Here is a 25,359-nt window from a genome sequence, read left to right on the forward strand (position 1 = left end):
TATATGATATAAGGTAAGAAATAGATACAAATGACGTCATTTACATCTCTCATTTAAACACTTTTTACAAAAACCATATATTTCGAATTTATGAGAATCTGGCATAAAGTCATTTCTGTCAAATACTTCTTTATCAATTTTTTCAAAAGGACAATCGTTTATAGTCTTAACCTTTCCACAAGCCTTACATATAAGTTGATGACCATGTTTGTCTCCAATTACTAGTTGGTAAGCACTTTTACCATTTTCCAAATTATTTTTCTTAATAATTCCGATTTTAGTTAACATCTCAATGTTTCTATATACGGTTGAGAAATTAATTTCTTTATTTACCTTAATTAACTTTTCATATATGTCTGATGCATCTAACAAATATTCATTATTATCCATAAGAACTCTAATTATCTCTTTTCTATGATTAGTAATCTTATACCCATTGCTTTTTATTGTATCGTATATTGTAAATAATTTATTCATACTTACAACCCCTAAACTCATTATTTCGTGATTTTTTGTCGAAAGCAACTAGCAGATTTTTTATAGTAATTACTATTAATAAAATGAATAAGGATGTAATTACTATAGTTCCTCCAGGTGCAATATCAAGATAGAACGAAGATACTAATCCAATAATTACTGAAACTAATCCAAATAGATTAGCGTATAATAAAGCCTGCTTAAAACTTTTGGAAACCTGCAAGCTAGTAGCTACAGGTATTGTCATCAAGGATGAGACTAATAAGATACCAACAATCCTCATTGATATTGTTATGGATAAAGCAACTAACACTGAAAAATAAAGATTTATTTTCTTTACTGATACTCCACTTAGTTTTGCACTTTCTTCATCAAATGTTATATAAAATAAAGCTCTATACAAAAATATTATTGAACCAATTATAATAAAACCCAATAGTATAACTGCATACAAATCTTCTATGGTTACTAAAGAAATACTGCCAAATAGATAACTCATAATACCACTTGTTTTTCCTCTGCCTACACTAATTAGTACACTTGCGATTCCAATTCCAGCAGCAAGGATAATAGCCAAAGATAATTCAGCATATTTTTCATACTCTCTCCTCAATCTTTCTATTATAAGAGATGCTCCAACTGACATAAATATAGCTGTATAAACAGGATAAATATTAGTTACCATACCAAGTGCAACACCAGCTAAGGCTACATGAGACAATGTGTCTCCGACCATTGAAAATCTTCTTAGTACAAGAAAAAGACCAACAGTAGAACAAATTAGCGATACAATTATACCAATAACTAATGCTCTTTGCATAAAAGAATATGACAATATTTCCATTATTTGAACCTCTCCTAATCTAGTGTCTATGAGTAATAATAGTCTTGTCTACACCAAAAATCTTGCTATCATTAGCATCATGTATAAAGCTTTTTGGATTGTGAATATAGACTTTACCTTCGCTTATACACACAAGCTTATTAACTTTATTTGTTATAACTCCGATATCATGAGAAACCATTGCTAATGTTATTCCTAGCTCTGTGTTAAGTTTATCCATCAAAATGTAAAAATCATCCTGAGACTTGCTGTCAATTCCTACTAAAGGTTCATCCATAAAAATTATCTCAGGGTCATTTATAAGAAGTCTAGCAATAAATACTCTTTGTTGCTGTCCTCCAGATAAATTACCTATTAAGCGGTGTTTATAGTCTTGCATATTTACAGCTAATAATGCATTATCAATTTTCTCACGAATGCTAGGTGTTATTCTTTTCAAAAATCCCATCTTGGAATACATTCCAACTCCAACAACTTCTTCCACAGTTGCAGGAAAAGTAAGGTTAAAATTCCTAACCTGTTGTGAAAGATATCCAACCCTGCTCCATTCATTAAAGTTATTAATATCTGTTCCAAACATTTCAATTTTACCTCTATCTGGCTTCAGTAGACCTAGAATAAGCTTGAGTAAAGTGCTTTTTGCTGAACCATTAGACCCTACAATTCCCACATATTCTCCCTTGCTGATTTGAATATTAACATCATCTAGCACCTTATTTTTACCATAGCTAAAATCCATGTTTTTAATATTAACAATTATTTCTGGCATGCTACTGCACCAATTCCTTTTTTATATTCTCTAAATTTTGCTCCATAAGTGTAAAATAGTTTTCACCTTTTTTCTGCTGCTCTTCCGTTAATCCTGCTATAGGATTTAAGACGAGTACTTTTAAGTCTGCTTCCTTTGCCAGCATTTCAGCAGTTTTAGGACTTGCTAATACTTCAAGAAAAATATATTTGAAATCTTTACCAACAGCTAAATCAATCAAGTTAGCAAGTGTCTTCGGTGTAGGCTCTTCGTGTGGAGTAACTCCTGAAACTGATATCTGCTTAAATTCATACCTACTAGATAAATAGTTAAACGCTTCATGAGAAACTAATATTGTATCTCTTTTTTTATTTTTTAGTTCTTTTGTGTATTTATTATCTAGCTCTCTAAGTTTATTAGAAAAGTCTTTATAGTTATTTTCATAGAAATCCTTGTTAACATTATCCACAGAAGAAAGCTGTTCTTTAATGACGTATCCTATTTTGTCCATGTTTAATGGGTTTAACCATAAATGCGGATCATAGTTTCCATGAACGTGATTTTCTTCGTCCCTATGAAGTGAGTCATGGTGCTCGTCTTCATCTATCCTTAGAAGATCAACTTGCTCACTAGCATTTATTATTGCTATGTTTTTTGTCCTAAGCGTTTTTGCTAGCTTATCTCCCCATGGTTCCATATCAGCACCATTATATATAAATAGATCAGCATTCTCAATTCTTGCAGTCTCTCTAATAGTCGGTTCATAGTCATGAGGCTCAACTCCATTAGGAATTACGGAATACAAATCAACTTTATCTCGCCCGATTTCTTGTACAGCAAAATATAGAGGATAAAAACTTGCATAAACTTGAATCTTGGATGACTTACCCTCAAAATTATTTTTCAAAGGTCTATTAATGCTGCATCCACTTGAAAAAGTAATGACTGCTATTATTAGATAGATTAGTATTTTCTTCATAAACTTAACCTCCTTTTTCATAGATGCAAATTATTTGCATTTGCATCTATTTTATAAATTTACCCAAAATAAAACAAACTTAACATGTTATATTTATGGGCTGTTTTAACCTCTCACAGCTTATTATTCTTTTTTAATATTTGTTACCATATAATTACTTAACTATACACAAAAATAAAAAACGTAGATAAATAAATATCTACGTTTTTACCATCCTCCTCCAGCTCCACCACCGCCTGAAGAGCCTCCACCACCGCTATTACCGCGGTCATTTCCTCCTCCGCCGCGGAAGCCTCCTCTCATGGCTATTCGAAGAAGCATCATTGTAAAAAAACCTCTAAAAAATATCTGGTCAAGGATCAAAAACAGCACAATACCAATAACTATTAGTATGTTTTTAATGTTTCTAAAAATACCTATATCTTTTTTGTCCGCCCTGCTATCTTCATAAATTGGTGCTCCATTAGTACTATAATCTATGTCATACTCATTAGCTACAGCTGAAAGTATACTGTTAAATCCATTTAGAACCCCATTCTCAAAATCTCCATCTTTAAAATATGGAAATATCTCCTTATCTCTTATCTCACCTACTTTACCATCAGGTAAAGCTCCTTCTAATCCATATCCTACTTCTATCCACAACCTTTTTTCATTTGGGGCAACTAATATTAGTACTCCATTATTTTTGTCTTTATTTCCTACGCCCCATTCTCTAAAAAGTGCAACTGCAAATTCTTGCTCAGTTCTGTTCTGTAGTGAATTTACAACTGCTACAACTATTTGAGAGCCTGTTTTATCATAAAGCTGTTCATTAACCTGGATAATATAATTTGCTGTACTTTTGCCTATAACACCGACTTCATCATACACATAAAAATATTTATTTGGTTTAGGTAATTGAAAGTCATCTGCAATTACCGCACTACTAACAAGTGTTAGTAGTGCCAGTACAATTAAAATAGTTTTCAGCCTATTCAATTTCATTTAATCCACCCTACTTAAAAATTGACTTCTGGAACATCTTTATCTTGCTCACTTATTTCAAAGTATTCTTTTTTGTCAAATCCAAACATTCCAGCAAAAATGTTACTTGGGAATTTTCTTACTTTATTATTATAAACCTTAGCTGACTCATTATAATCCATTCTAGCTACTGCTATTCTATTTTCTGTACCTGCTAGCTCATCCTGTAATCTAATAAAGTTTTCGTTTGACTTTAATTCAGGATACCTTTCTACAACCACATTTAGTCTTTCAAGAGCAGTTGAAAGCTGAGCATTCGCTTGAGCATATTCTTGTGGACCTTTAGCAGTTTCTAGTCTACTTCTTGCTTCAGTTACTCCTATTAATACTTCTTTCTCTTGTGAAGCGAATCCTTTAACAGTATTTACTAAATTAGGAATTAAGTCAGCTCTTCTTTTAAGCTGATTTTCAACCTGTGCCCATTTAGCATTTGTTTCTTCATCAAGCTGAACTAAACTGTTATAGCTCCCTGCAAATATGAATACTATAACCAATACTACAGCTAATACTATAAACAAAGTCATTAAACCTTTTTTCATTATAACATTCTCCTTTACTTTAAATATCATGCTATTTTGAGTCAACTTTAGGGTATATTTAATATATTACTATAAATGAGTACTTTTTTCCATTACTCTATATTTATATTTCAAATATTTTATTATTATTAAACTGTTTTTAATTTTATTTTATATATGACTTTATAATAATTCTATTTTGAAGTAAAATACTATTGTGTGTTTAGAAAGGAGTAGACTATGGAAAATAGATCAAAAGGAATTTTATTAATTATATCTGCATCACTTTTTTTTGCACTAATGTCCGCAACTGTTAAATCACTACATGGCATAAGTGTTGTTGAAAAAATGTTTTTTAGAAATGCTGTAGGGCTTATAGTAGCTAGCTTAGTAATAATAAAGAAAAAACAATCTTTTATTGGCAACAATAAAGGCTCACTATTTCTAAGAAGCTTTTTCGGACTTTTAGGTGTAGCATGCAACTACTATGCAATATCTAAATTGCCACTTGCTGAAGCAGAAATCCTAAACAAAATGTCTCCATTTTTTGTTATTATTCTATCTGCAATATTTTTAAGTGAGAAAATAAGGAAAAATCAATTTGTAACTATAATTTTAGCATTCGCAGGTGCATTATTAGTAATCAAACCAGGATTTAATTTCTCTTTGATACCTGCACTAATAGGTCTAACTTCAGCATTTTTCGCTGGTTCGGCATATACAACAATAAGACACTTAAGACACACTGATTCTCCTGATGTTATAGTTTTCTATTTTACTTTATTTTCTACACTTGTAACAGTACCAATTATGCTTGCTAGTAATTTTACAATTCCTAGTGCTATTCAGTTAATTTCATTAATTGGTATCGGAGTATTTGCAACCACTGCCCAATTTTTATTAACATATGCTTACAGATATGCCCCAGCAGGCGAACTATCAATATATACATATGTTAATATAGTTTTTTCAATAATAATTGGATTCATCATATGGAATGAAGTTCCTGACCTTTTAAGCTTTCTTGGTGGTACTTTAATAATAATTGCTGGATATATCAACTATCGTTTTAGAGTAAGTACAAGTACTCTTAACAATAACAAATAGCTCTTAACAGGAATAATGTATAACATAGTGAACTGCTCCCTGCCAAATAGGCAGCGGGCAGTTCACTTTATGTTATCTGTTATTTTTTTCATTCCATAACCTATCAGCTGTCACGCTCCACTCATTAGAAACATCAATACATTTCTCTGTTAGCTCTTCCACAGATTCCTTGTCAATTGGCTGTGTTGAATAAGCATTTGAGCTATACACCATTTGCTTTAGCTTCTCTGGATTGTCTAATAGTGGACATGGTCTTAAATGGTTATGATTAAAAGGCTGATTAGTTGCATATTGCTTAAATAATGGAGATTGAAGCGCACTTAATAAATCTGTCTCTTTTATATTTACGTTAGAGTAATGGATAAATGCACATGGCTCTACATCCCCACTAGCATTAATATGAAAATAATTTTTCCCTCCAGCAATACAACCCTCTACATATTCTCCATCATTCCAAAAATCTAGTACAAAAATTGGTCTGCTTTTTCTAATCTCTCTAACTCTATGATACATATATTCTCTTTGCTCAGGTGTTGACAATAATTCCATTACAGCATCTTTCCCCAGTGGCATATATGTAAAATACCATCCAAACAAGCATCCTTTTTCAAGCATAAATTCAATATATTCATCAGAACCTATAACTTCAGTGTTCTTACTATGATAGCAAGTAGAGAAACCATAACCAATACCATATTTCTTTAGTATATCCATTGCCGCCATGACTTTTCTAAATGTCCCTTTCCCGCGTCTCATATCTGTTTCTTCTTCAAAACCTTCTACACTAATAGCTAAAGCAAAATTTCCAACCTCTTGAAGCTCCTTTGCAAACTTTTCATCTACTAATGTTGCATTAGTGAATGCAAGAAACATGCAATCATCATGTTCTCTTGCTAAAGCTATTAGATCGTCCTTTCTTACAAGAGGTTCTCCACCAGAGTAGATGTACATATAAATTCCTAATTGCTTACCTTCAGTTATAATTCTATCTAGTTCTTCATTTGTTAATGAGTCTGACTTATTATACTCTGCTGCCCAACATCCTGTGCATTTTAAGTTACACGCTGCAGTAGGATCCATCAAAATAGCCCAAGGGATATTACAGTCGTGCTTCTTCTCTAGTTTGTTTGCATCAGGAATACCTAAAATAGTAGCGTTTAAAAAGAAATTAGTCATGAATTTTCTTCTTACATTTGGATGTAACTCTGTAAGTATTTTAGTTATAAAATCTTTCCAGTTGTTATTTTCTTCCTTCCATAATAGTTTTACATTTTGAAGTATTTGTTTATGGTTTTCTTCAACAACTACTTTATCTGCCCAATTTAACAATTTGGGAAAATTGTCTATTGGATTCTTTTCTAAATAGTTTATTCCTTCTTTTAATAACACTGTGCTAATTAACTGTTTAGCTGATTTCATTATTATCCCCCTTTTCAATATTTAAATTGACATTTTAGTTTTTATAGACATTCGTGTCCATAAAAACTAAAAAAAATTATATCCTTAATCCTTCAACTAAAATCTCAATAGAAGATATACACTGTTTAGCATCTAAATCAGAAAATAAGAATTGTTGTAGTACAAGAGATTCAACTAATGCATATAGTGTATTAGCCATAGCTTCATTATTTACTTTTTTTATTTCGCCTCTCTTCTCACTTTCACTCAATAAATATTCGAACATTCTTCTTAGTTCAAGTGCATTAAAGCGAATTTCATTTGCTATTTTGGCATTTTCCATTTTTAGCACAAGCCATAGCTCTAACATAATAATAATTTGCTTATTATTACTTGATTCACGTATTAGATCATTAATTATTTTTTTTATCTTATCAAAAAAAGATATCTCTCTTTCATTAACAACTTCCTCTAAATATGACTTGAATTCAAGTGAAGTATGATTTATTACAAAGCTAAATATTTCATCTTTGTTTTCAAAATACTGATAAAGTGTAGTTCGACCCATACCACATTTTTTTGCTATATCTGAAAGTTTAGTTTTATGATATCCATTTTTTATAAACACATTAACAGCATTTTCAGCAATCTCATGCTTTTTCTCATCATAATTTACTATTTTGGGCACTTAATATCTCCTTCCCTTTTTTCGACATCTACGTTGATTTTATTTTATCATATTCGACACTAATGTCAATATAATAAATTATTTTTTACTTTTGTGTAAAATTATTAATATAATGTATGCTTGCATGTCCTAGTTTATTCCTCAAACAAGAAATGAGCCTTAAGGCTCATTTCTATATCTTTATGATTCCAGTTGCATATAAAAATATAATTAGAATTCCAATTGGCGCGATGTATTTTGTAATAAAGGTATATACATTTGCCATCCTAAAAGTAATTGTATTGTCATTAGTTGCTTCTTTAACAGCTTTATTAGCACCCCATATCCATCCAACAAATATTGAGATTAGTAACCCTCCTAAAGGTAAAAGTATATTTGATGCAGTAAAGTCAAATAAATCGAAATACGTTTTACCCAAAATCTTCATATCACTCATTACTCCAAATGATAATGCACTTGGCATACCTATAATGAATACTACTATTGATAATAGTACAGTACTTTTCTTTCTACTAATATTAAATTCCTCAGTAAAAAAGGCAACTATTACCTCTAGCATTGAAATTGTAGATGTTAATGAAGCAATACCTACTAAAATAAAAAATAGTGCTTGAAAAATGCCTCCCAGCGGCATCTCTCTAAAAACAGCTGGTAAAGTTATAAATAATAATGATGGTCCAGAACTAGGCTCAAATCCATATGCAAAAACTGCTGGAAAGATCACTAATCCTGCCATCAAAGCAATTCCAGTATCAGCAATAGTTACCTGTATGGCAGTAGATATTAAATTCTCTTTTTTGTCTATATAGCTACCATATGTCATCATTGCTCCCAAACCTAAGCTAAGAGAAAAAAAAGCATGTCCTAAAGCTTCCAGTACTCCTTTTGCAGATAAGGATGAAAAATCTGGCTTAAGTAAAAACTCTATACCTTTATTGGCACCATTTAGTGTTAATGAACGAAACATTAATATAACTAATATTCCCAATAATATAGGCATTAGAATTTTACTGTACTTTTCCACTCCATCCTTCACTCCAGCAATAACAATTGAGGCTGTCAAAAATATAACTAAAAATTGCCACATTATTGGTTCAATAGGATTGCTTATTATTGTCCCAAAATAATCTGCTAACTGTTCTGGTGCAACCTTTATAAGAGATCCAGTAATAGTTCTAGAAATATATGAAAACACCCATCCTGCAACAACAGAATAAAAAGATAAAATAATAAATGCAGATACAACTCCCATTATCCCAGTCATATACCAGGGTTTATTAGGAGCTAGTTTCTTAAAAGTCCTCACAGCATTTGATTGTGTTTTTCTACCAAGAATAAATTCAGACAACATAATAGGAATACCTATAATCATAATACATATTAAATATACAAAAATAAACGCAGCACCACCATTTTTACCTGCTACATAAGGAAATTTCCATATGTTGCCTAAGCCTATTGCTGATCCTGCTGCTGCAGCTATAATACCAATTCGCGACCCAAATCCTTCTCTTTTCATATCTCCACCCTTTCTTTCTATTGCTTGGCATACATCCATAAAATAGTCGACTAACTTGTCACATTTGTTACTTTTTTGTAATATTTATAATTTAGCACCTAACCTCTAATATGTCAATGGCAATATAAAGAAATATCAAGGTTTTAATATGATGAGTCGCATAAAACAAAAAAACAGCTGTTAAGCTGTTTTATGGAATAATATTATGCACTTCCATTTTATCTACTGCTTCATTTATTAATTTATCAACATCTAACACGCTTTCAGACTGTTCAATTTCATCTAGCTTTGGTCTTGTTACTGGATGCTTTGGTAGAAAAACTGTACAGCAGTCCTCAAATGGTAAAATAGATGTTTCAAAAGTTTCTATATCCTTAGCTATCTCAGTTATTTCAACTTTGTCCATACCTATCAACGGTCTAAATACTGGCATTTGAACAGATGCGTTGGTTACATTCAAGCCTTTAATGGTTTGACTAGCTACTTGACCTAAGCTTTCACCTGTAATTAAGGCATCTATATTTTCTTTTTTTGCAACTGCTTCTGCAATTCTCATCATAAACCTTCTAGAAATTATAGTCATTTCATCTTCAGGACATTTTTCGTTGATTTCCTTTTGGATATTAAGTAAATTCACACTATATAGCTTTATGTTTCCACAATATCGTGACAAAATACCTGCAAGACTTTTAACTTTTTCCTCAGCTCTCTCACTTGTAAAAGGATAGCTATGATAATGTATTGCGCTTAATTCTACACCCCTTTTAGCTATTAAGAATCCTGCAACTGGGCTGTCTATTCCACCAGATAATAATAGTAAACCTTTACCATTTGTTCCAAGTGGTAAGCCTCCGTAAGCTTTTATTTTATCAGTATATACGTAGCACTTATCCCTTATGTCTATGTGTACGTAAGCATCTGGTTTATGTACATCAACTTTAACGTTCTCAACACTCTTAAGAAGTTGAGCACCGACTTCCCTAGCAAGCTCAGGGGATTTAATAGGAAATCTCTTGTCTGCTCTATTTACTTCAACTTTAAATGTCTTTATACCTTTCTGGATGACTGCTTCTTCTAGCACTCTTTTTGCACTTTCACTTATTTCATTTATGTCTTTTTCAATTCTATAGCATGGACTTATATATACTATACCAAAAACCTTTCTTAATCTATTTGTTATAGTATCAATATTCTGTTCATTTGCTTCAATAAAAATTTTCCCTAATTCCTTATATATTTTCGATTTTCCTAAATCTTTTATAGCATTTTTTATATGCCTAACTAATTTATTTTCAAAATATGACCGATTAAGTCCTTTTAATGCAATTTCACCAAAACTAACACTTACTACTCTATCCAAAATAATCACCTCATAGTTATTTTTCTAATCTCAAAAACAGATTTTTTTAATCTATCAACAACATATTCAATTTCATCACGTGAATTAGAATATGCAAAGCTAAATCTAATAGCTCCTTCTATTTCTCTATCACTTAGTCCAATAGATGCTAATACATGACTTTTTCCTTTGCTGTGTGACGAACACGCTGATGCAGTTGAAACAAATATACCTTCATCCTCAAGATAGTGAAGCAATACTTCTCCTCTAACACCTAAAAAAGATATATTTAATATGTGTGGAGCACATCTATCGTCTAAGAAGCTATTAATTATAATATCCTCAATATTTTCCATGACTTTATCTGCAAAATATTTTTTTATATCTAAAATATTTTTTTTCTCGCTTACATGGTTTTCATTAATTATCTCCACTGCTTTACCTAAGCCAACTATACCTGGTACATTTTCAGTACCTGACCTTAAGCCTTTTTCTTGATTTCCTCCGAAAATTATTGGAGCAAGCATTATGTCTTTTCTTACATATATCCCTCCTACCCCTTTAGGACCGTGTATTTTATGACTACTAAATGTAAAAACATCTATACCTAGTTTTTTAATATCCATATCAATTTTACCAAAAGCTTGTATTCCATCCACATGAAGCTTGATATCTTTGTTTCTCTTACTAATTATTTTTCTTATTTCTTCAATAGGCTGAATAGTTCCAATTTCATTGTTAACAAACATAACAGAAACAAGAATGGTCTCGTTATCTATACTCTGCCTTAGTTGTTCTAAATCAATAATTCCATGTTCATCGACATCGAGATACGTAACTCTATATCCTCTATCTTCATATTGTTTTACAGTATTTAAAACTGATGAATGTTCTATCTTTGACGTAATAATATGCTTTCCTCGTTTCGAATATTTGTTCACTAATCCTTGTATTGCCACATTATTAGATTCTGTACCGCCCGAAGAAAAAAACACCTCATCTTTTCTAACACCTAAATAGTCAGCTATAATAGTTCTAGAGCCCTCTATTCGTTTCTCAGCTTCAAGTCCCATTCTATGCAATGATGATGGGTTACCAAAATCAACTTTTAGCATATGGTTGATTTCATCTATAACCTCGTCCCTTGGCCTTGTAGTTGAACTATTATCTAAATATACTTTCATTTAATCACCTCTAGCTATCTATTTACACAAGATAATATTAAAATATTAAATTTATTACTAAAATGCCTTATATATAACCTTTTATAAGTATTATTATATAAAACAATATTTTTTATATAATATTTTAAGAATTTCAATATATTTTGCATTTCTATTATATAAGAAATTCACAAAACTTAAAAGTTAATAATGAAAACAAAAAAATTATAATTATTTTCATAAAAAGTATTGCAGATTATGTCGCATTTTGTTATAATTTGTTTGTGGTTATCCCCCTGGTAACCTCAAATAAGATCTCTATTCCCAATACCCCTTTTGAACGGTTTTACTTCGCATCCTGTGATGGGAATGCACAAAAAAAGACTCGAATGAGTCTTTTTTTGTTTTTCTTTTTTATTACTGTATTTTTTATTATTGTATTTTAATGTTTTTATAAGAACTATATGTTAAAATAAAAAAGGTAATTTGTTTTAAACTAATATAAGGAGGTCTTAAAATTGTCTAACAAGGTGGCTGTAATATTTACTGGCGGAACAATTTCAATGAAAGTAGATCCTAGATTGAATGCTGCTATACCAGCATTATCAAGTGAGGAAATAATGGCAATGGTTACAAATATTGAAAAGGTTGCCGAGATTGAAGTAATTAGCTTCGGTAAATTACCAGGCCCTCATGTAACGCCTCATAAAATGATAGAACTTTTAAGCTTAACAAAGAAAACGATTTCTAGAAATGATATTACTGGTGTAGTCATAACACATGGAACTGATACACTTGAAGAGACTGCCTATCTATTAGATTTAACTATAAAGTCCGAAAAACCTATAATAGTAGCAGGAGCAATGAGAAACTCTTCTGAGCTTGGATATGATGGTCCTAGCAATCTTTCTGCAGCAATATGTACTGCCATATCTAAAGAGGCTAGAAATAAAGGTGTGCTTGTTGTTATGAATAACGAAGTAAATGCAGCTTCAGAGGTAACAAAGACAAACACCTTATCATTAGATACTTTTAAATCTCCTGAGTTTGGTCCTCTAGGAATAGTAGATAATGACGAAGTAATTTTTTATAGAGACATAATCAACCATGACCACATAGAAACTGAAAATATTGAGCCGAAAGTAGCTCTCTTAAAATGCGCAGCCGGAATGGACTCTGATTTAATTAATTATTGCATTGATTCTGGATATAAAGGTATTGTAATTGAAGCATTAGGCAGGGGAAATATCCCTTTTGAAATGTTTGATGGAGTAAAAAAATGTATAGAGAAAAATATACCTGTTGTCATTGTCTCCAGGTGCCCTACTGGAAGGGTGTTAGATACTTATGGATATCCAGGTGGTGGAAAAAATCTAAGAAATGTAGGAACGATATTTGGTAGCAATTTACCTGGCCAAAAAGCAAGAATCAAATTAATGCTTGCCTTGAGCATAACAAGCAATGTTGAAAAAATTAAAGAAATGTTTGAAAGAGATGTTTATACTAAAAGTTATAAATAGAAGTGGCATATGCCACTTCTATTTATATACAACTACTCCCTGGAACTAAAAAATGGATTGTTACGTCGTCTTCTAAAAATATATGATTCTATCTCATCTAGACGCTTTTCAATGTCTTCGATTTTATTTGCATATTTTGCTACTTCGCTACTATAATTATTATCTTTTTCATCGTTGCTATCTTTTATATAGTTTTCGAGTTTTTTGACATGTAGCTCTAAGCTCTGCATATTTTCTTTTAAGCTGACAATCTCCTTCTCCATTTCTGCATCTCCCTTTTCTTTAATTGCTTTCTTCTTACCTCTACCACTTAGGTCTTGGCGATCAACGGTTTTTTCTTTTTTTTTAGATTTCAATGGTATCTCTACTGCATCTTCAATATTACCAAATCCAATAAAAGTAATTTCACTGCCTAAGAATCCAAATGAATGATTTAAATTGTGATTAATATTAGTATTAACATCATTTGAAATGAATTTATACCTTGTAAAGTCGTTATTCTTAGATTCCGTCCATAGATGTGGTAGACTCCAACTCAATCCGTTGTCATCAGAAAAACAGCTAACTACGTTATCGTATTCTGTCCAAATATTCCAAAGCATTCCTTGGCTATATACTAACGTTGGGTACATACAGTTTGAAGGATTAGATATCACATTTTCACATATCTTTATGCTATTATTCTCCAAAAGCTTATATTTTTCAAATTTTATTGTTAGGTTTCCATTCTTATATTCACTATAGGTTATATTTATATAACCATCTTTAGTAAGCAATAAATCAATATACAGTTTTGTTGTCTGCTTTGATGTAATCTGGATAGATTCAGTCCATGTACTATTATTTATATTAAATACTTTTATAAACACTTCTTCAAAATTTCCAATTAGATTATAGTAGCCTAATATAATTTCATCGCCTCTAGTAATTATTTGAAATGAGTTTAATATTTCTTTTTTCGATATTTCTTCCACCTCATGTGTAACCCAATTATCATCCTGTAAATAATGGTGATATATTTTAAGTCTATTTGGGTCTTCGTTTGATGAAACACAGTAAATTATATGGAGTTTACTATTAGTACGAATAATGTTCAGATTGTATAATCGGGAATTAAAGGATTCCGCAATTATGCTCTCGTCCCATGTATCATTATCATAAAGTAATAATATAATACTTCCATCTTCTTTCTGACAAACCAAGTATATTGTATCATTCTCATCAATTGTTACATCATATTCGTCAATACTATCTTCTACCACTATCTTGTTATTTACTTGACCAGATGTCTTGGTATAGGTTAACAACTTGATACCATGTTCACTCCAGTTAAAAACATAGATATTACCGATGCTATCATTGACTAAACAATTGTTTTGATTTATGAACCCCAATGCAACCCCCCCTATAGCTTTGTTATTAAGGAACAAATGGCTTCTATCCATCATATCATGATTATATGAAATTAAATTTTAGTCTTCATACTATTCTATTTTTTTTCAAGTATATATATTACTGTTTTTTATATCAGTGTAACAAAAGCTTTTTATTATGAATATATTAAAAGTGGGAAGAGTTATTCCTAATCTATAAAAAGGGAGGATTAATAAATGGGCTGTGGTAATAAACAAGGACCAATAAGTGTTGGTTTACCTGATAAATGCTGTAATGCTACAACAGGATGCGATTTTGACGGTACTTTAAGAAAAGTTAAAGCTGAGCCTATATATGTTCAGAAAGTATATGATGCTGCACTATTTAACCTACAAGGAATAAGAACTGTAACCAATCAACCTTTTACTCCTGCACTAGGAAGAGGTGCTAGAATTATTAGAGTGTTAGCAATAAGATGTAAAAAATTCTTTAATCCGCAAAATATAAATGATCCAGCTAATTTAGTTGCTATACCAGAAACTACTCTTTCAGGCGCAGAGTTCGTAGAAAATGAATGTGGTAAGCCTGTAAAAGTTATTGGACCTGATGGGTTAGCTAGTGAAAGAATCATATATGCAGATACACAGGATTGCGATGAATTATGTAAAGGTACTCCAATATTTGGTACTCAGAACATAAAGATTACAGGTAATGTCATAGTAGAAATAGATGTTGTATTTACTGATGATTGTGAAAAAGAATGTGAGGTTACTTTATCAGCTAATATACCTGTTGCAACACCAGAAAATCCATTACTTTTGACAAACTTCTTCGAGCTATGTCTTCCATCAGTATTTGATGGTGCTTTCTTACCAAGATTCGCAGAATTCTGTAACCTTGACTGTGAACCAAGATTAGCAACTAATAGTATTATGAGAGACATAATCATTAATCCAGTAACAGGAGCAGTTAAAATAAATCTATTAATTGCTCTTTGCGTAACCTGCGAAAAGAAAATTGTAGTACCAGTACAACTTTGTGTTCTGTCAACAGGATTTCCAGTTCTTTCTGCAGAAATATCACCAATTTGTAGTTCATTCCCTACACTTTTCCCTAAGCAAATTGATGAGAAGAAGCCACGTTGTTGCAGTGCAGAAAGCCTAGATGAAGTAGAAATAGAGTAACCCTAACAAAGAGCAGAATCAAATCATTAGATTTGATTCTGCTTTTTAATTGATAACATCTATTATATTTATATCTTTTTCAGTCAATAAATCTATATACTTATCATCTACTTTAACTACTGGCCTAGTTGGAATCTGATTATAAACATATATGATTTCTCCAATTTCACCAGTAGAAAGCTTTACAATGTTCCCAACATAAAACTTTGAAATATTCTTCAAAAATGTAGTAGACACTCTTCCGTCAAGTATTCCAAAACTGTTGCTAGCAATATGCTCTGCTACTAAAAATGGTGAATCCTTTCCTTTGTATACTCTATTAGATGTCATAGCATCAAATACATCACAAACAGCTATAATTTTTGCATACTCATGAATTTTATCAGACTTAACCCCTAGTGGGTACCCGCTCCCATCTTCTCTTTCATGGTGCTGTAATGCTGCTAAAGATATATTTTTACTTATTCCTATAGTTTCCTTTAGAATATTATATCCATAAATAGTATGCCTCTTTACTAGCTCAAATTCTTTGTCATTTAATTTATTTGGTTTATTTATAATATTATCAGATATTTTCATCTTTCCTATATCATGAAATAATCCTGCAAGAGAGATTTGCTTTAACTCCACGTCAGTATATCCTAACCATTTTCCTACCATGGTAGCTAACAGACTCACATTTATTGAATGCTTAAATGTATAATCATTACTATCTTTTAGTTGTCGTATTCTAGCCAATATATTGTTAATTTTGGTAATTTCATCTATCATATCATCTACTACATCACTAATCTCTGTAACTATAATCTTCTTACCAAGCTTAACGTTATTGAGCACATTTTTTGTACTATCAATAAGTTCACCATATTTTTGATAAAAGCAATCATCTTCAACTACAAAATAAGTCTTCTCGTCATTTTTTTTCTCAAACACATCTACATATCTTATCCCCTGATTTATTAGATTAGCTATGTTTCTTCTATTTAGTACAGTTCCACTTGCGAGCAAAATTATACCTGTATCCATATTTTCAACGTTTTTATTAAGTACCATCCCTGTTTTTACTTCATCGATACTTATAAGTGGCAATATAATCTCCCCTTTTTAATATGACTAATCAATATGACTAAATATATAATTCGATAAGTAATAAAAAAATCCTTCATTTCGAAGGATTTTTAGAGATTTTTGATAATTTTGTCGATATGTCTGCCAGCAAACGCAGTTAGTAATATTGCTATTACAAGTCGTGTACCTAATAATAACCATCCATTTGCACCAATTGCGGCAAATATCAGTGTATCTTCTATTACAGAGTGGCATGCAACAAGAAAGATGACTACTAAATATAAATCTCTTTTTGAAAGCTCCCCCTCTTTTGCAGTATTAATTATAACTCCTGCTCCATAAGCAAGTCCTAGAATTAATCCAATTACTAAAGGAAACGTAGATTTTTTTGAAATACCAAAGAACTTTGCCATTGGCTCCATAAAGTTTGATATCATGTCTAATACTTTTAAATCCTTTAGGAACTGCATCATTATCATGAGAGGTATAACTATTTTAGCAATATTAAATACAGCGCTTAAACTCCCAATGGTGCCTTCCTTCATCATATTCACAATATCCAATGGATTCATCTCCTCTATAACAAAATATTAAGTACTATTCCAGAGGCTATAGCTAAAGCAAATCTAATTCCTAAAACAATTTTAACACTTATTCCAGTTTTCTTAGCAACAGCTGTCTCCATAAATAAGCTATGTGAAAATGAAAGCATAACAGCTATTATTGTGATTTGCTTTGATGTTAAAGTAAGTCCAGCTATTGCTCCTACCGCGGCGAACAAATTAACTGTATTACCTAGCACCAATACTATTGCTGCCTCTCCAGGTAACCCGACAAATCTCATTATTGGTTCAAATATCTTAGCAATGAATTCTAAAATATGTGTATATTTAAGAAGTGTTACAAAAAAATAAACAGGAACAATTATCTTAGTTAATAGCCATGTCGTCTTAAGTCCACTTATAAGCCCATTTTTAAAGGTTTGTCTGAAATCCCATTTGGGAGAATTTTTTATAGTATCTACATGTTCATTGTCGAGGCAACTATCTCTCATAAAGTCATCCTTTCTAGTTTAATTAGTCATATTATAGCACATATATTTTTGATAGTCACCAATATGATTTGCATTAAAAAACGGATACTTTTAGTATCCGCTCTATGCCAAATTTTGGTCGTGTAGCTTTAGGCTATTAGTCCATTTCCCACATTTATCCCCATATCTTGCTATCAAACTGCTTTCAGAAGATATCTCGATAACTTCGCACATATTAGAGCAATCACTACACTCAAATCCCTTAACTGTATAATCAATATCAGATATATCAATACCTCTAAAGGCAGTGTATCCTTTCTGCTTAACTTCATTTCTTGCAAGAATAGCTGCTCCTATAGCTCCCATAACATCATAATTATCTGGTACAATGACTTCTAGGTTTAATGCTTTTTCAAATGCTTTTTTAATTCCTACATTTGCAGCTACTCCACCTTGAAATATTACTTTACCTTGAATATCTCTACCTTTGCCTACATTGCTTAAGTAGTTCCTAACTAAGGCTTCGCATAATCCACTAATTATATCTTCTTGATTGTGTCCAAGCTGTTGTTTATGTATCATGTCTGATTCAGCAAATACAGCACATCTGCCCGCTATCCTAACTGGGTTCTGAGACTTCAATGCCATATTCCCAAATTCTTGTATCTCAATTCCAAGTCTAGCTGCTTGTCTGTCAAGAAAAGAACCTGTTCCTGCTGCACATACAGTATTCATAGCAAAATCAGTCACTATACCATCTCTTATTATTATTATTTTTGAATCTTGTCCTCCTATCTCAAGTATTGTTCTTACGCCGTCTATATAATTAATTGCAGCAATCGCATGGGATGTAATCTCATTCTTTACTATATCAGCTCCTAATATTATACTAGCTAGGTGTCTACCACTGCCTGTTGTTCCTACCCCTTTTATTGCAAATTGACTAATTTGATTCTTCATTTCTTTTAATCCTTTTTGTAAAACTTCTATAGGTTTCCCTTGTGTTCTTAAATAAGTTTTATATCTTACTTTATTATCTTCATCTACTAATACGATGTTTGTACTTACCGAACCAACATCAACCCCTAAGTAACATGCTTTCAATTTTGTTGTCCTCCCTTCGCTTCTTTAGCAAATCAACAAATGCTTCCAACCTAGTTAAATATCCTGCCTCTCCAGTCATTTCATCAACAACTAATGTTAATATAGGTATATTAAAGTCTTTTTGAATAGTAGGTAATATACTTTCAGCCACAATTTCAGGCATACAGGTGAGTGGAAGTATTTGAATTACTCCATCATAATTTTCTTTTGCATACAGAATAGCACTGCCTATAGTCTCTCTTCCATGTCCGCCAACTAGCGTGCCTAAATATGGCTTTGCTGCCTTAGCTTTCATTTTTTCTTCTTTCATTCCAAAAGGAGCTGAAAAAATATGATGTTTAGACCATTTACTTGGAGTAAGTGCTTTATCTACCTCAACACCAAAGTGCCCTAGCTTTTTTTCAATTTCTAAATTTACAAAAGGTTCGATAATTGTATAAATCTCCCCAATAATCCCTATTCTAATAGGATTCCTGTCATGATCTACATCGATGCTATTAATTTTATCAACTGTGTTTTTTATTAGTTCTAAAATACCGTCAACACCATGTACATATTCAATATTTTTATAAAATTCATCCATTATTATATCTATTTTATAGCTGTCATATGCAATAGCCCTTCTTTTGTTTGACAAATCTACTAGTTCATCAGCCATTTCAAGGACCCTCTGAGCTCTCTTACCACTCCTAACTATCTTATACAAACTCTTGGTATTTGTAGCTTTCATAATTCTTTTTACTAGTTCCAAAGGCCTTCCATCAGGAGGATCAAATACAATAATGTCTGCATTATAGCCTAGATCATCCAATATAGATTTTTCCATTACTGAATAATACCCAAATCTACATGGTCCGCAGCTTCCCGTTATAATTATCGTATCTGCTCCTTTTTCAATACTTTCAATATAATTACCTATATTTATTTTAAGTGGTAAACATATAGTTTCAGGAGAATATTTTGTACCTATTTCAAGTGTTCTTTTACTGCATCTAGGAGGTAGAATAACTTCATTCCCTAAATCCTCAAGCAAAGCCTTAGCAGCAATATATGTATTACCCATGTGTGGAAATGTAATTTTCATTTCTAGCCCTCCATTTAATCATATCAATAAAAGCTTCGAGCCTAGTATTTATTCCTGCTTCACCTGTGTGCTCATCTATTGTCATTAAAGTAAATGGAACTTTGAGAGCATTAGCTTTTCTTTGTACGATATCTATTAATATTGAGTCAAGTCCACATCCAAAAGAGGACACATAAATAACACCATTTACCTTTTGTGTCTCCATTACGTAAAATGCAGATCCTACTATTTTCCTTCCAAAACTCCAAAACATCCTTTTCGGCAGCTGTGATGAAAAGTAATTGATTTTTTGAGTGTCTATCATCTCTGATGTTATAACATTTATACCTTTATTTTTAAGCTTACTTAAAAGATTCATACTTATATGCTCATCATATATATTATACGGATGGCCAATGACCATAATACTTAAATCCTTTGCTTGATTTGTATTTATATCTTTTATTACTTTGTTATACATCTTTATTGCATCAATCGGTATTACTCCTTTGTTTATAAGCTTTGTATAATTTGCATAGTGTTCATACGCTCTTTTATATGCCTTTCCTATTTTAAATAGATTAGTTGTAAAGTATTTTCCGGAATCTACAACTGCATTTACTAATTTGAAATTTGAATTTTTCAAATTTATTTCTATATCAATTATTGGTGGTAAATCTGATATAGAATTTCTAACCATTTCAGGTAATCCTAAGAATTTAGGACAAATATACTCCTTTTTATATATACTTATAATTTTAGGTATAAAAAGGTAGTCGACTTTATCCTTTAGTTCATTAACATGGCCATGAAAGACCTTAACTGGTAAACAAGCTTCATCAACACAAGACATGACACCTTGATTTAATATGTTTTTATTTGTCTTAGATGATAATACAACTTCTACATCTAGTTCGTTTAGGAATTCTTTCCACAGCGGATAATAATCATAAAAAAGTAATCCTTGTGGAATCCCCACTTTGAATGACATGCTATCCCTCCTATCTCACCTATATATTATTGTCAGGTTTTCTCAATAATATAACCACAAATAGAAAAACGACCAAATTTGGTCGTTTTATCTGTCAACAATCTTATTAATATTTTTAATGAGTATTGATATAGTACCATCTGGATTATTAATAAACTCTAACACATCTTTGTTGTTACAATAGTCAATAGGTAATTTTATCTCAATACCAGTATCTGTTTTAATTCTCTGTTTTGTAAATGCTTTTTCTCCTAATTCTTTCTTTAGTTCAATCTTCTTATCATCAAAACCAGCTTTCTGTATGTGCTGTACATAAGTATTTTTCATTTCAGGATTGCCTTTGAAAACATCCTGCGCAACCTGCTCTACATCAATTACTCCACTTTCTTCTATACTATCCTTAACTGCTTTTTTTATATCTCCTAGCTTAGCTACATCGCTATCAAAGTATTCTTTATTAAATTTTTGATTAGCTTTATTAAATGCTCTTACCTTCTCCTTATCAGAAATCTTACATCTACATTCTAAAAACATATTTGAAAAATAGTACTGCTTTTCACCATTAATTTCAACTTTTTTTTCGACTACAATCATACTAAAGTCATCAAGATTTATAAATGCGCATTCATCTAATCTACTACTGTCATTTGGAAGAGCTGTTCTTTGCTTTAAAATTGTATTTACTCTTGTAGAATCATCATATTCAACATAATGAATGAACGATGTTCTGTAGTTAAACTTAAGTATTCCTAAGTAAGGTGCTTCATTTAGTTCAAATAATACACATATCAAATCAGCAGATGACACTTCAGGATTTGATAGTACGATGTCATAAAGCCTGTTTGCTACTTCATTAGATACATTGACAAATTCAGTATCAGTAGCATTTATTTTTTCACATAGTTGTTTCAATGCACTTCCTTCTTCATTAAAGCAAGCTTTTTTTAAAGAGCTGTCTTCAAGTGCTTTAGATATATGTTTCTGAAGAAATTCTATTATTTCAGATTTATCTAATGGATGCTCTTTTTCTGAAAGTATAGGCATTTGTGCATCTTTATCTAGTATGTGTAGTATCACTTTATTGATTCTTAAACTTATTTCACTCATTCTTATCCTCTACTCCTGTTAGCTCTATAGCTTTGCATTATTTCATTTATCTTATTGATTAAAGCAAATTGCTCTGATTTATCTGAAGTCATTTCAATGCTATTAGATAAATAATTAAAGAACTCGTCAGGATTTTCGAATGGGAAATCAGTTAATGATAGTAATCTTCTCATTCTAGCTTTTCTTTTAACATTATCCATATCCTTAATATTTCTGTCTAAAAACTGAATTAGATTATTTATTGCTTGATCAAGGTAATCATTTTCTACAGAATTATTCTGTTCAATTATTGAAAATTCTTCTTTTTCTAATGCGTAATCATTCAAATAAGCTAAAGCATATTGAGTAGTCATTAACTTGCTTTTCGTAGACTCATTTATATCCATTTTTCTCTTGAAGCTCTCTATGCTTAACTCTTGAAGCTTAATATTTTTATCATTAAAATCAATCTCTACATCTTTTGTAAATTTATTAAGTAATTCAAGTACATTTTTCTTATTTTGATGGTTGTTGTTTTGGTTATAATTTTCCCAAGCAGTTATTGCATCTTGAACTTTCTGCTGCATATTATCATCTAGCATACTGTCTTTTAAAAGGTTAACAACAATTATTTTATTCACTATGATACCATAATCCATTATAATATTTGCTATTCTACCCATTTCAAGTATTGTATCATATGATTTTTTATAGAGATTCTTTATCTCATCATTTGTGGCATCAGTAAATACATAGTTTTTGCATTCTTGCGAAACTAAAAAATATTTGTTGAAATAAAGTCCATATTCAGATTCTAATGAACCATTAAACACTGCTCTGTATCTTTTTAGTATAGTTTCTATTTTCCCTTTGTCACTATTGTATAAGGACTTTTTAAGTGCTTTTGATAAAATATCGTAATACTTTGTTTTTGTAACTCTAACCGGAATTACACTAGTTATACTCATAACTTTCTCCTTTAGCAGGTGCGTATCTTCCATTAAGAAATTAGACACGCTGTTATAAAAATTAGTAACATCAATATCTTTTGGACTTATATATTTATTTTTAACTGTATCCTTGTATATAATATCACCAGATATTTCACCTACAACTGATATTTCAGTTGAATAAGCTGATATACTTTTTAGCAGCTTTATAATTTCCTTTCTTAATGCCTTGTAATATTCTAAACCTATATTATCATTCAAATTTTTTATATCTTTCAACATATCTAACTTTATCACTCTATCCTCAAGCTTGCTTAAGATATCTTTAAAACGCTTATCCTCTTTCTCCAGTTCAGAAATCAAGTCACTTTCTTTAATAATTTTTTCTCTTAGCTTTATATTATTTAGTAATGCATCTGCAAAAGCCGTAAATGCTATATTTCTTATTTGAAGTTCATTAATATCTTTTATAGCTACCATTAACTGGTCATCAGATAGGTTACTCATTCCTTGGTTATTCATTACAAAATCTTTTTCCATAGTTATCTCCCTTCAAAATAGTGTCATATATAGTGTACTATTGTACCATGTCTTTTTCAAATATTAAAAGTGGCTAGATAAAAGCCACTTTTAGACAATACTATTATACCCTAAAAAGACACGTCTAGGCTATTTGAATTCTATTTTAATGTGTATTTTTAAGACTATATGTCATAGTATAACTCAAATTCTTTTGGATGAGGTATTATATTTACCTTTTTTGCTTCATTTTTTATCCTGTTTATTTGATTAGTTATTATCTCACGAGTAAAAACTCCACCTGTTAAAAGAAATTCATAATCATTTTCAAGTGCATCTGCAGCTTCTTCTAGCGATTTTGGCAACGCTTTTATTTTTGATTTTTCTTCTTCAGGAAGATCAAACACATTCACATCATAAGGCCCAAAACCTTCTTTTGTAGGATCTATTTTATTTACTATACCATCAAGTCCTGCCATCAAAAGTGCAGAAAATGCTAAATATGGATTTGCAGTTGCATCAGACGGTCTAAACTCGAATCTCTTATCTTCAGGTTTTCGTGCATAGCCTGGTATTCTTATTACTGAACTTCTGTTAGCCGTAGCAAAACAAATGCTAACAGGTGCTTCAAACCCAGGTACTAGCCTCTTATATGAGTTTGTACTAGGATTAGTAAATGCTAAAAGTGCAGGAGCGTGTTTCAATACTCCACCAATATAATACATAGCTTCTTTACTTAGTCCTGAGTAACCATTTTCGTCGTAAAATACAGGAGTGCCCTCTTTGAATAACTGCATATGAACATGCATCCCGCTTCCAGCTTCACCAAACAGAGGTTTAGGCATAAATGTTGCTGTTTTTCCTCTATGGATAGCTAAATTTTTAATGATATATTTCATAACTAATGTATTATCAGACATCTTTAATAAGTCACCTGATTCGACCTCTATTTCTAACTGTCCAGCTCCACCAACTTCGTGATGATGGTACTTCACCTTGATTCCCATATCTTCAAGCATTGTAACCATTTCAGATCTCAAATCATTTGTTATATCATTAGGGATGTCCACATGATAACCGTTTTGTAGTCCGACCTTATACCCCAGGTTTTGATATTCTTTCTCTGAAGCATTCCAATAAGCCTGTTGGCTATCAATCATCACTTCCTGATAATGACCTCTTGTATCATATGAAACATGATCAAAAACATAGAATTCGAGCTCTGGCCCAATAATATATTCATCTGCAATCCCTGTTTCCTTCAAATATCTTTCTGCTTTTTCTACTATGTATCTAGGATCCCCTTCAAATCTCGTAATTTCATTTCCCAACTCATAAATATCAGCTAACATAGTTACTGTTGGAACTTTACAGAATGGATCAATAAAGGCTGTTGTGATATCAGGTTTAAACACCATATCTGACTTCTCAACAGTCAAAAAGCCGTAGCTTGAACCATCAAATCCAATCCCTTTAACCATTATTTTCTCATCAAACCTCTCTACAGGTATTGATAAGTGATGCCATCTCCCTGATAAATCCCCAACTTTGAAATCAATGATCTTTATGTTTTCATTTTGACAAAAACTTTTAACCTCGTCAATATTACTAAACATAGTGTCCCCCTCCTTCCAAGTTTTCACAACTTAATAATATGCTAA

General features: G+C 31.3%; 24 protein-coding genes. 3 read left to right on the forward strand and 21 right to left on the reverse strand.

The genetic code is table 11. The features are described 5' to 3' along the window. Window positions 1–36 precede the first annotated feature (36 nt). From HNR33_RS13920 to HNR33_RS13945, 6 genes are all read right to left on the reverse strand, one after another. Complete coding sequence (locus HNR33_RS13920) at window positions 37–477, reverse strand: Fur family transcriptional regulator (RefSeq protein ID WP_429084403.1); 441 nt, start codon at window positions 475–477, stop codon at window positions 37–39. After that, on the reverse strand, window positions 470–1,297 hold the full coding sequence (locus HNR33_RS13925) for a metal ABC transporter permease (RefSeq protein WP_429084404.1): 828 nt from the start codon (window positions 1,295–1,297) through the stop codon (window positions 470–472). Before HNR33_RS13925 ends, HNR33_RS13920 begins: the two co-directional genes overlap by 8 nt. A gap of 43 nt (window positions 1,298–1,340) precedes the next feature. Continuing rightward, window positions 1,341–2,090 carry a metal ABC transporter ATP-binding protein gene (locus tag HNR33_RS13930; protein ID WP_429084406.1) on the reverse strand — a complete coding sequence of 250 codons (750 nt, stop codon included), beginning with the start codon at window positions 2,088–2,090 and terminating at the stop codon, window positions 1,341–1,343. 1 nt (window position 2,091) lies between these two features. Beyond that, window positions 2,092–3,048: a metal ABC transporter solute-binding protein, Zn/Mn family gene (locus HNR33_RS13935; protein WP_429084408.1), complete on the reverse strand. Its 957-nt coding sequence runs from the start codon at window positions 3,046–3,048 to the stop codon at window positions 2,092–2,094. A 207-nt stretch (window positions 3,049–3,255) separates the two neighbouring features. Beyond that, on the reverse strand, window positions 3,256–4,035 hold the full coding sequence (locus HNR33_RS13940) for a TPM domain-containing protein (RefSeq protein ID WP_429084410.1): 780 nt from the start codon (window positions 4,033–4,035) through the stop codon (window positions 3,256–3,258). Between the two features lie 14 nt (window positions 4,036–4,049). Next, complete coding sequence (locus HNR33_RS13945; RefSeq protein WP_429084412.1) at window positions 4,050–4,613, reverse strand: LemA family protein; 564 nt, start codon at window positions 4,611–4,613, stop codon at window positions 4,050–4,052. A 219-nt stretch (window positions 4,614–4,832) separates the two neighbouring features. On the opposite strand from HNR33_RS13945, the gene HNR33_RS13950 reads away from it, so the two are divergent. Further along, a complete protein-coding gene (locus tag HNR33_RS13950; RefSeq protein ID WP_429084414.1) occupies window positions 4,833–5,699 on the forward strand; it encodes a DMT family transporter in 867 nt (288 codons plus the stop codon). A gap of 72 nt (window positions 5,700–5,771) precedes the next feature. On the opposite strand, the gene HNR33_RS13955 is transcribed toward HNR33_RS13950, so the two are convergent. The 5 genes from HNR33_RS13955 to HNR33_RS13975 form a co-directional block, all read right to left on the reverse strand. After that, window positions 5,772–7,118 carry a radical SAM/SPASM domain-containing protein gene (locus tag HNR33_RS13955; protein ID WP_429084416.1) on the reverse strand — a complete coding sequence of 449 codons (1,347 nt, stop codon included), beginning with the start codon at window positions 7,116–7,118 and terminating at the stop codon, window positions 5,772–5,774. Window positions 7,119–7,194: 76 nt separating this feature from the next. Beyond that, window positions 7,195–7,785, reverse strand: a complete 591-nt coding sequence (locus HNR33_RS13960) for a TetR/AcrR family transcriptional regulator (protein WP_429084418.1) — start codon at window positions 7,783–7,785, stop codon at window positions 7,195–7,197. A gap of 172 nt (window positions 7,786–7,957) precedes the next feature. Further along, window positions 7,958–9,343 carry a sodium-dependent transporter gene (locus tag HNR33_RS13965; RefSeq protein WP_429084420.1) on the reverse strand — a complete coding sequence of 462 codons (1,386 nt, stop codon included), beginning with the start codon at window positions 9,341–9,343 and terminating at the stop codon, window positions 7,958–7,960. A gap of 151 nt (window positions 9,344–9,494) precedes the next feature. Further along, window positions 9,495–10,664, reverse strand: a complete 1,170-nt coding sequence (thiI, locus tag HNR33_RS13970; RefSeq protein ID WP_429084421.1) for a tRNA uracil 4-sulfurtransferase ThiI — start codon at window positions 10,662–10,664, stop codon at window positions 9,495–9,497. Window positions 10,665–10,669: 5 nt separating this feature from the next. Beyond that, on the reverse strand, window positions 10,670–11,827 hold the full coding sequence (locus HNR33_RS13975) for a cysteine desulfurase family protein (protein ID WP_429084422.1): 1,158 nt from the start codon (window positions 11,825–11,827) through the stop codon (window positions 10,670–10,672). Window positions 11,828–12,324: 497 nt separating this feature from the next. Between HNR33_RS13975 and HNR33_RS13980 the strand changes: the two genes are divergently transcribed. Next, a complete protein-coding gene (locus HNR33_RS13980) occupies window positions 12,325–13,326 on the forward strand; it encodes an asparaginase (protein WP_429084423.1) in 1,002 nt (333 codons plus the stop codon). Window positions 13,327–13,358: 32 nt separating this feature from the next. Here the strand turns inward: HNR33_RS13980 and HNR33_RS13985 are convergent, their stop codons facing one another. Next, on the reverse strand, window positions 13,359–14,720 hold the full coding sequence (locus HNR33_RS13985; RefSeq protein ID WP_429084425.1) for a hypothetical protein: 1,362 nt from the start codon (window positions 14,718–14,720) through the stop codon (window positions 13,359–13,361). A 216-nt stretch (window positions 14,721–14,936) separates the two neighbouring features. Between HNR33_RS13985 and HNR33_RS13990 the strand changes: the two genes are divergently transcribed. After that, window positions 14,937–15,884, forward strand: a complete 948-nt coding sequence (locus HNR33_RS13990) for a hypothetical protein (RefSeq protein WP_429084427.1) — start codon at window positions 14,937–14,939, stop codon at window positions 15,882–15,884. Between the two features lie 45 nt (window positions 15,885–15,929). Here the strand turns inward: HNR33_RS13990 and HNR33_RS13995 are convergent, their stop codons facing one another. The 9 genes from HNR33_RS13995 to glnA all read right to left on the reverse strand — a co-directional run bounded on the left by HNR33_RS13995 (window position 15,930) and on the right by glnA (window position 25,314). Beyond that, window positions 15,930–16,973 (reverse strand): HD-GYP domain-containing protein, encoded by a 1,044-nt coding sequence (locus HNR33_RS13995; protein ID WP_429084428.1) that lies wholly within the window; start codon window positions 16,971–16,973, stop codon window positions 15,930–15,932. A gap of 89 nt (window positions 16,974–17,062) precedes the next feature. Further along, a complete protein-coding gene (locus HNR33_RS14000; RefSeq protein ID WP_429084455.1) occupies window positions 17,063–17,506 on the reverse strand; it encodes a nucleoside recognition domain-containing protein in 444 nt (147 codons plus the stop codon). A gap of 23 nt (window positions 17,507–17,529) precedes the next feature. Next, the gene (locus tag HNR33_RS14005; RefSeq protein WP_429084430.1) at window positions 17,530–18,006 is read right to left on the reverse strand and encodes a nucleoside recognition domain-containing protein; all 477 of its coding nucleotides are present in this window, start codon (window positions 18,004–18,006) and stop codon (window positions 17,530–17,532) included. A gap of 102 nt (window positions 18,007–18,108) precedes the next feature. Then, window positions 18,109–19,089, reverse strand: coding sequence for an acyl-CoA dehydratase activase (locus HNR33_RS14010; protein ID WP_429084432.1), 981 nt, complete (start codon window positions 19,087–19,089; stop codon window positions 18,109–18,111). Further along, window positions 19,064–20,173, reverse strand: coding sequence for an acyl-CoA dehydratase activase-related protein (locus HNR33_RS14015; RefSeq protein WP_429084434.1), 1,110 nt, complete (start codon window positions 20,171–20,173; stop codon window positions 19,064–19,066). The genes HNR33_RS14010 and HNR33_RS14015 overlap by 26 nt, the downstream gene beginning before the upstream one ends. Further along, the gene (locus HNR33_RS14020; RefSeq protein ID WP_429084436.1) at window positions 20,145–21,143 is read right to left on the reverse strand and encodes an acyl-CoA dehydratase activase-related protein; all 999 of its coding nucleotides are present in this window, start codon (window positions 21,141–21,143) and stop codon (window positions 20,145–20,147) included. The genes HNR33_RS14015 and HNR33_RS14020 overlap by 29 nt, the downstream gene beginning before the upstream one ends. 87 nt (window positions 21,144–21,230) lie before the next feature. Further along, window positions 21,231–22,250: a nucleoid-associated protein gene (locus HNR33_RS14025; protein ID WP_429084438.1), complete on the reverse strand. Its 1,020-nt coding sequence runs from the start codon at window positions 22,248–22,250 to the stop codon at window positions 21,231–21,233. A 2-nt stretch (window positions 22,251–22,252) separates the two neighbouring features. Next, a complete protein-coding gene (locus HNR33_RS14030) occupies window positions 22,253–23,719 on the reverse strand; it encodes a hypothetical protein (protein WP_429084439.1) in 1,467 nt (488 codons plus the stop codon). Window positions 23,720–23,883: 164 nt separating this feature from the next. Next, on the reverse strand, window positions 23,884–25,314 hold the full coding sequence (glnA, locus tag HNR33_RS14035) for a type I glutamate--ammonia ligase (RefSeq protein ID WP_429084441.1): 1,431 nt from the start codon (window positions 25,312–25,314) through the stop codon (window positions 23,884–23,886). Window positions 25,315–25,359: the final 45 nt, after the last annotated feature.

The organism is Brassicibacter mesophilus (assembly GCF_050433385.1).
Taxonomy (GTDB): domain Bacteria; phylum Bacillota; class Clostridia; order Tissierellales; family Proteiniboraceae; genus Brassicibacter; species Brassicibacter mesophilus.

Bases quoted from the DNA above. Each gene is read 5' to 3' on its own strand.
- HNR33_RS13920 (WP_429084403.1), bottom strand. From the start codon at position 477: ATGAATAAATTATTTACAATATACGATACAATAAAAAGCAATGGGTAT.
- HNR33_RS13925 (WP_429084404.1), bottom strand. From the start codon at position 1,297: ATGCAAAGAGCATTAGTTATTGGTATAATTGTATCGCTAATTTGTTCT.
- HNR33_RS13930 (WP_429084406.1), bottom strand. From the start codon at position 2,090: ATGCCAGAAATAATTGTTAATATTAAAAACATGGATTTTAGCTATGGT.
- HNR33_RS13935 (WP_429084408.1), bottom strand. From the start codon at position 3,048: ATGAAGAAAATACTAATCTATCTAATAATAGCAGTCATTACTTTTTCA.
- HNR33_RS13940 (WP_429084410.1), bottom strand. From the start codon at position 4,035: ATGAAATTGAATAGGCTGAAAACTATTTTAATTGTACTGGCACTACTA.
- HNR33_RS13945 (WP_429084412.1), bottom strand. From the start codon at position 4,613: ATGAAAAAAGGTTTAATGACTTTGTTTATAGTATTAGCTGTAGTATTG.
- HNR33_RS13950 (WP_429084414.1), top strand. From the start codon at position 4,833: ATGGAAAATAGATCAAAAGGAATTTTATTAATTATATCTGCATCACTT.
- HNR33_RS13955 (WP_429084416.1), bottom strand. From the start codon at position 7,118: ATGAAATCAGCTAAACAGTTAATTAGCACAGTGTTATTAAAAGAAGGA.
- HNR33_RS13965 (WP_429084420.1), bottom strand. From the start codon at position 9,343: ATGGATGTATGCCAAGCAATAGAAAGAAAGGGTGGAGATATGAAAAGA.
- HNR33_RS13975 (WP_429084422.1), bottom strand. From the start codon at position 11,827: ATGAAAGTATATTTAGATAATAGTTCAACTACAAGGCCAAGGGACGAG.
- HNR33_RS13990 (WP_429084427.1), top strand. From the start codon at position 14,937: ATGGGCTGTGGTAATAAACAAGGACCAATAAGTGTTGGTTTACCTGAT.
- HNR33_RS14005 (WP_429084430.1), bottom strand. From the start codon at position 18,006: ATGAGAGATAGTTGCCTCGACAATGAACATGTAGATACTATAAAAAAT.
- HNR33_RS14015 (WP_429084434.1), bottom strand. From the start codon at position 20,173: ATGAAAATTACATTTCCACACATGGGTAATACATATATTGCTGCTAAG.
- HNR33_RS14020 (WP_429084436.1), bottom strand. From the start codon at position 21,143: ATGTCATTCAAAGTGGGGATTCCACAAGGATTACTTTTTTATGATTAT.
- HNR33_RS14025 (WP_429084438.1), bottom strand. From the start codon at position 22,250: ATGAGTGAAATAAGTTTAAGAATCAATAAAGTGATACTACACATACTA.
- HNR33_RS14030 (WP_429084439.1), bottom strand. From the start codon at position 23,719: ATGGAAAAAGATTTTGTAATGAATAACCAAGGAATGAGTAACCTATCT.
- glnA (WP_429084441.1), bottom strand. From the start codon at position 25,314: ATGTTTAGTAATATTGACGAGGTTAAAAGTTTTTGTCAAAATGAAAAC.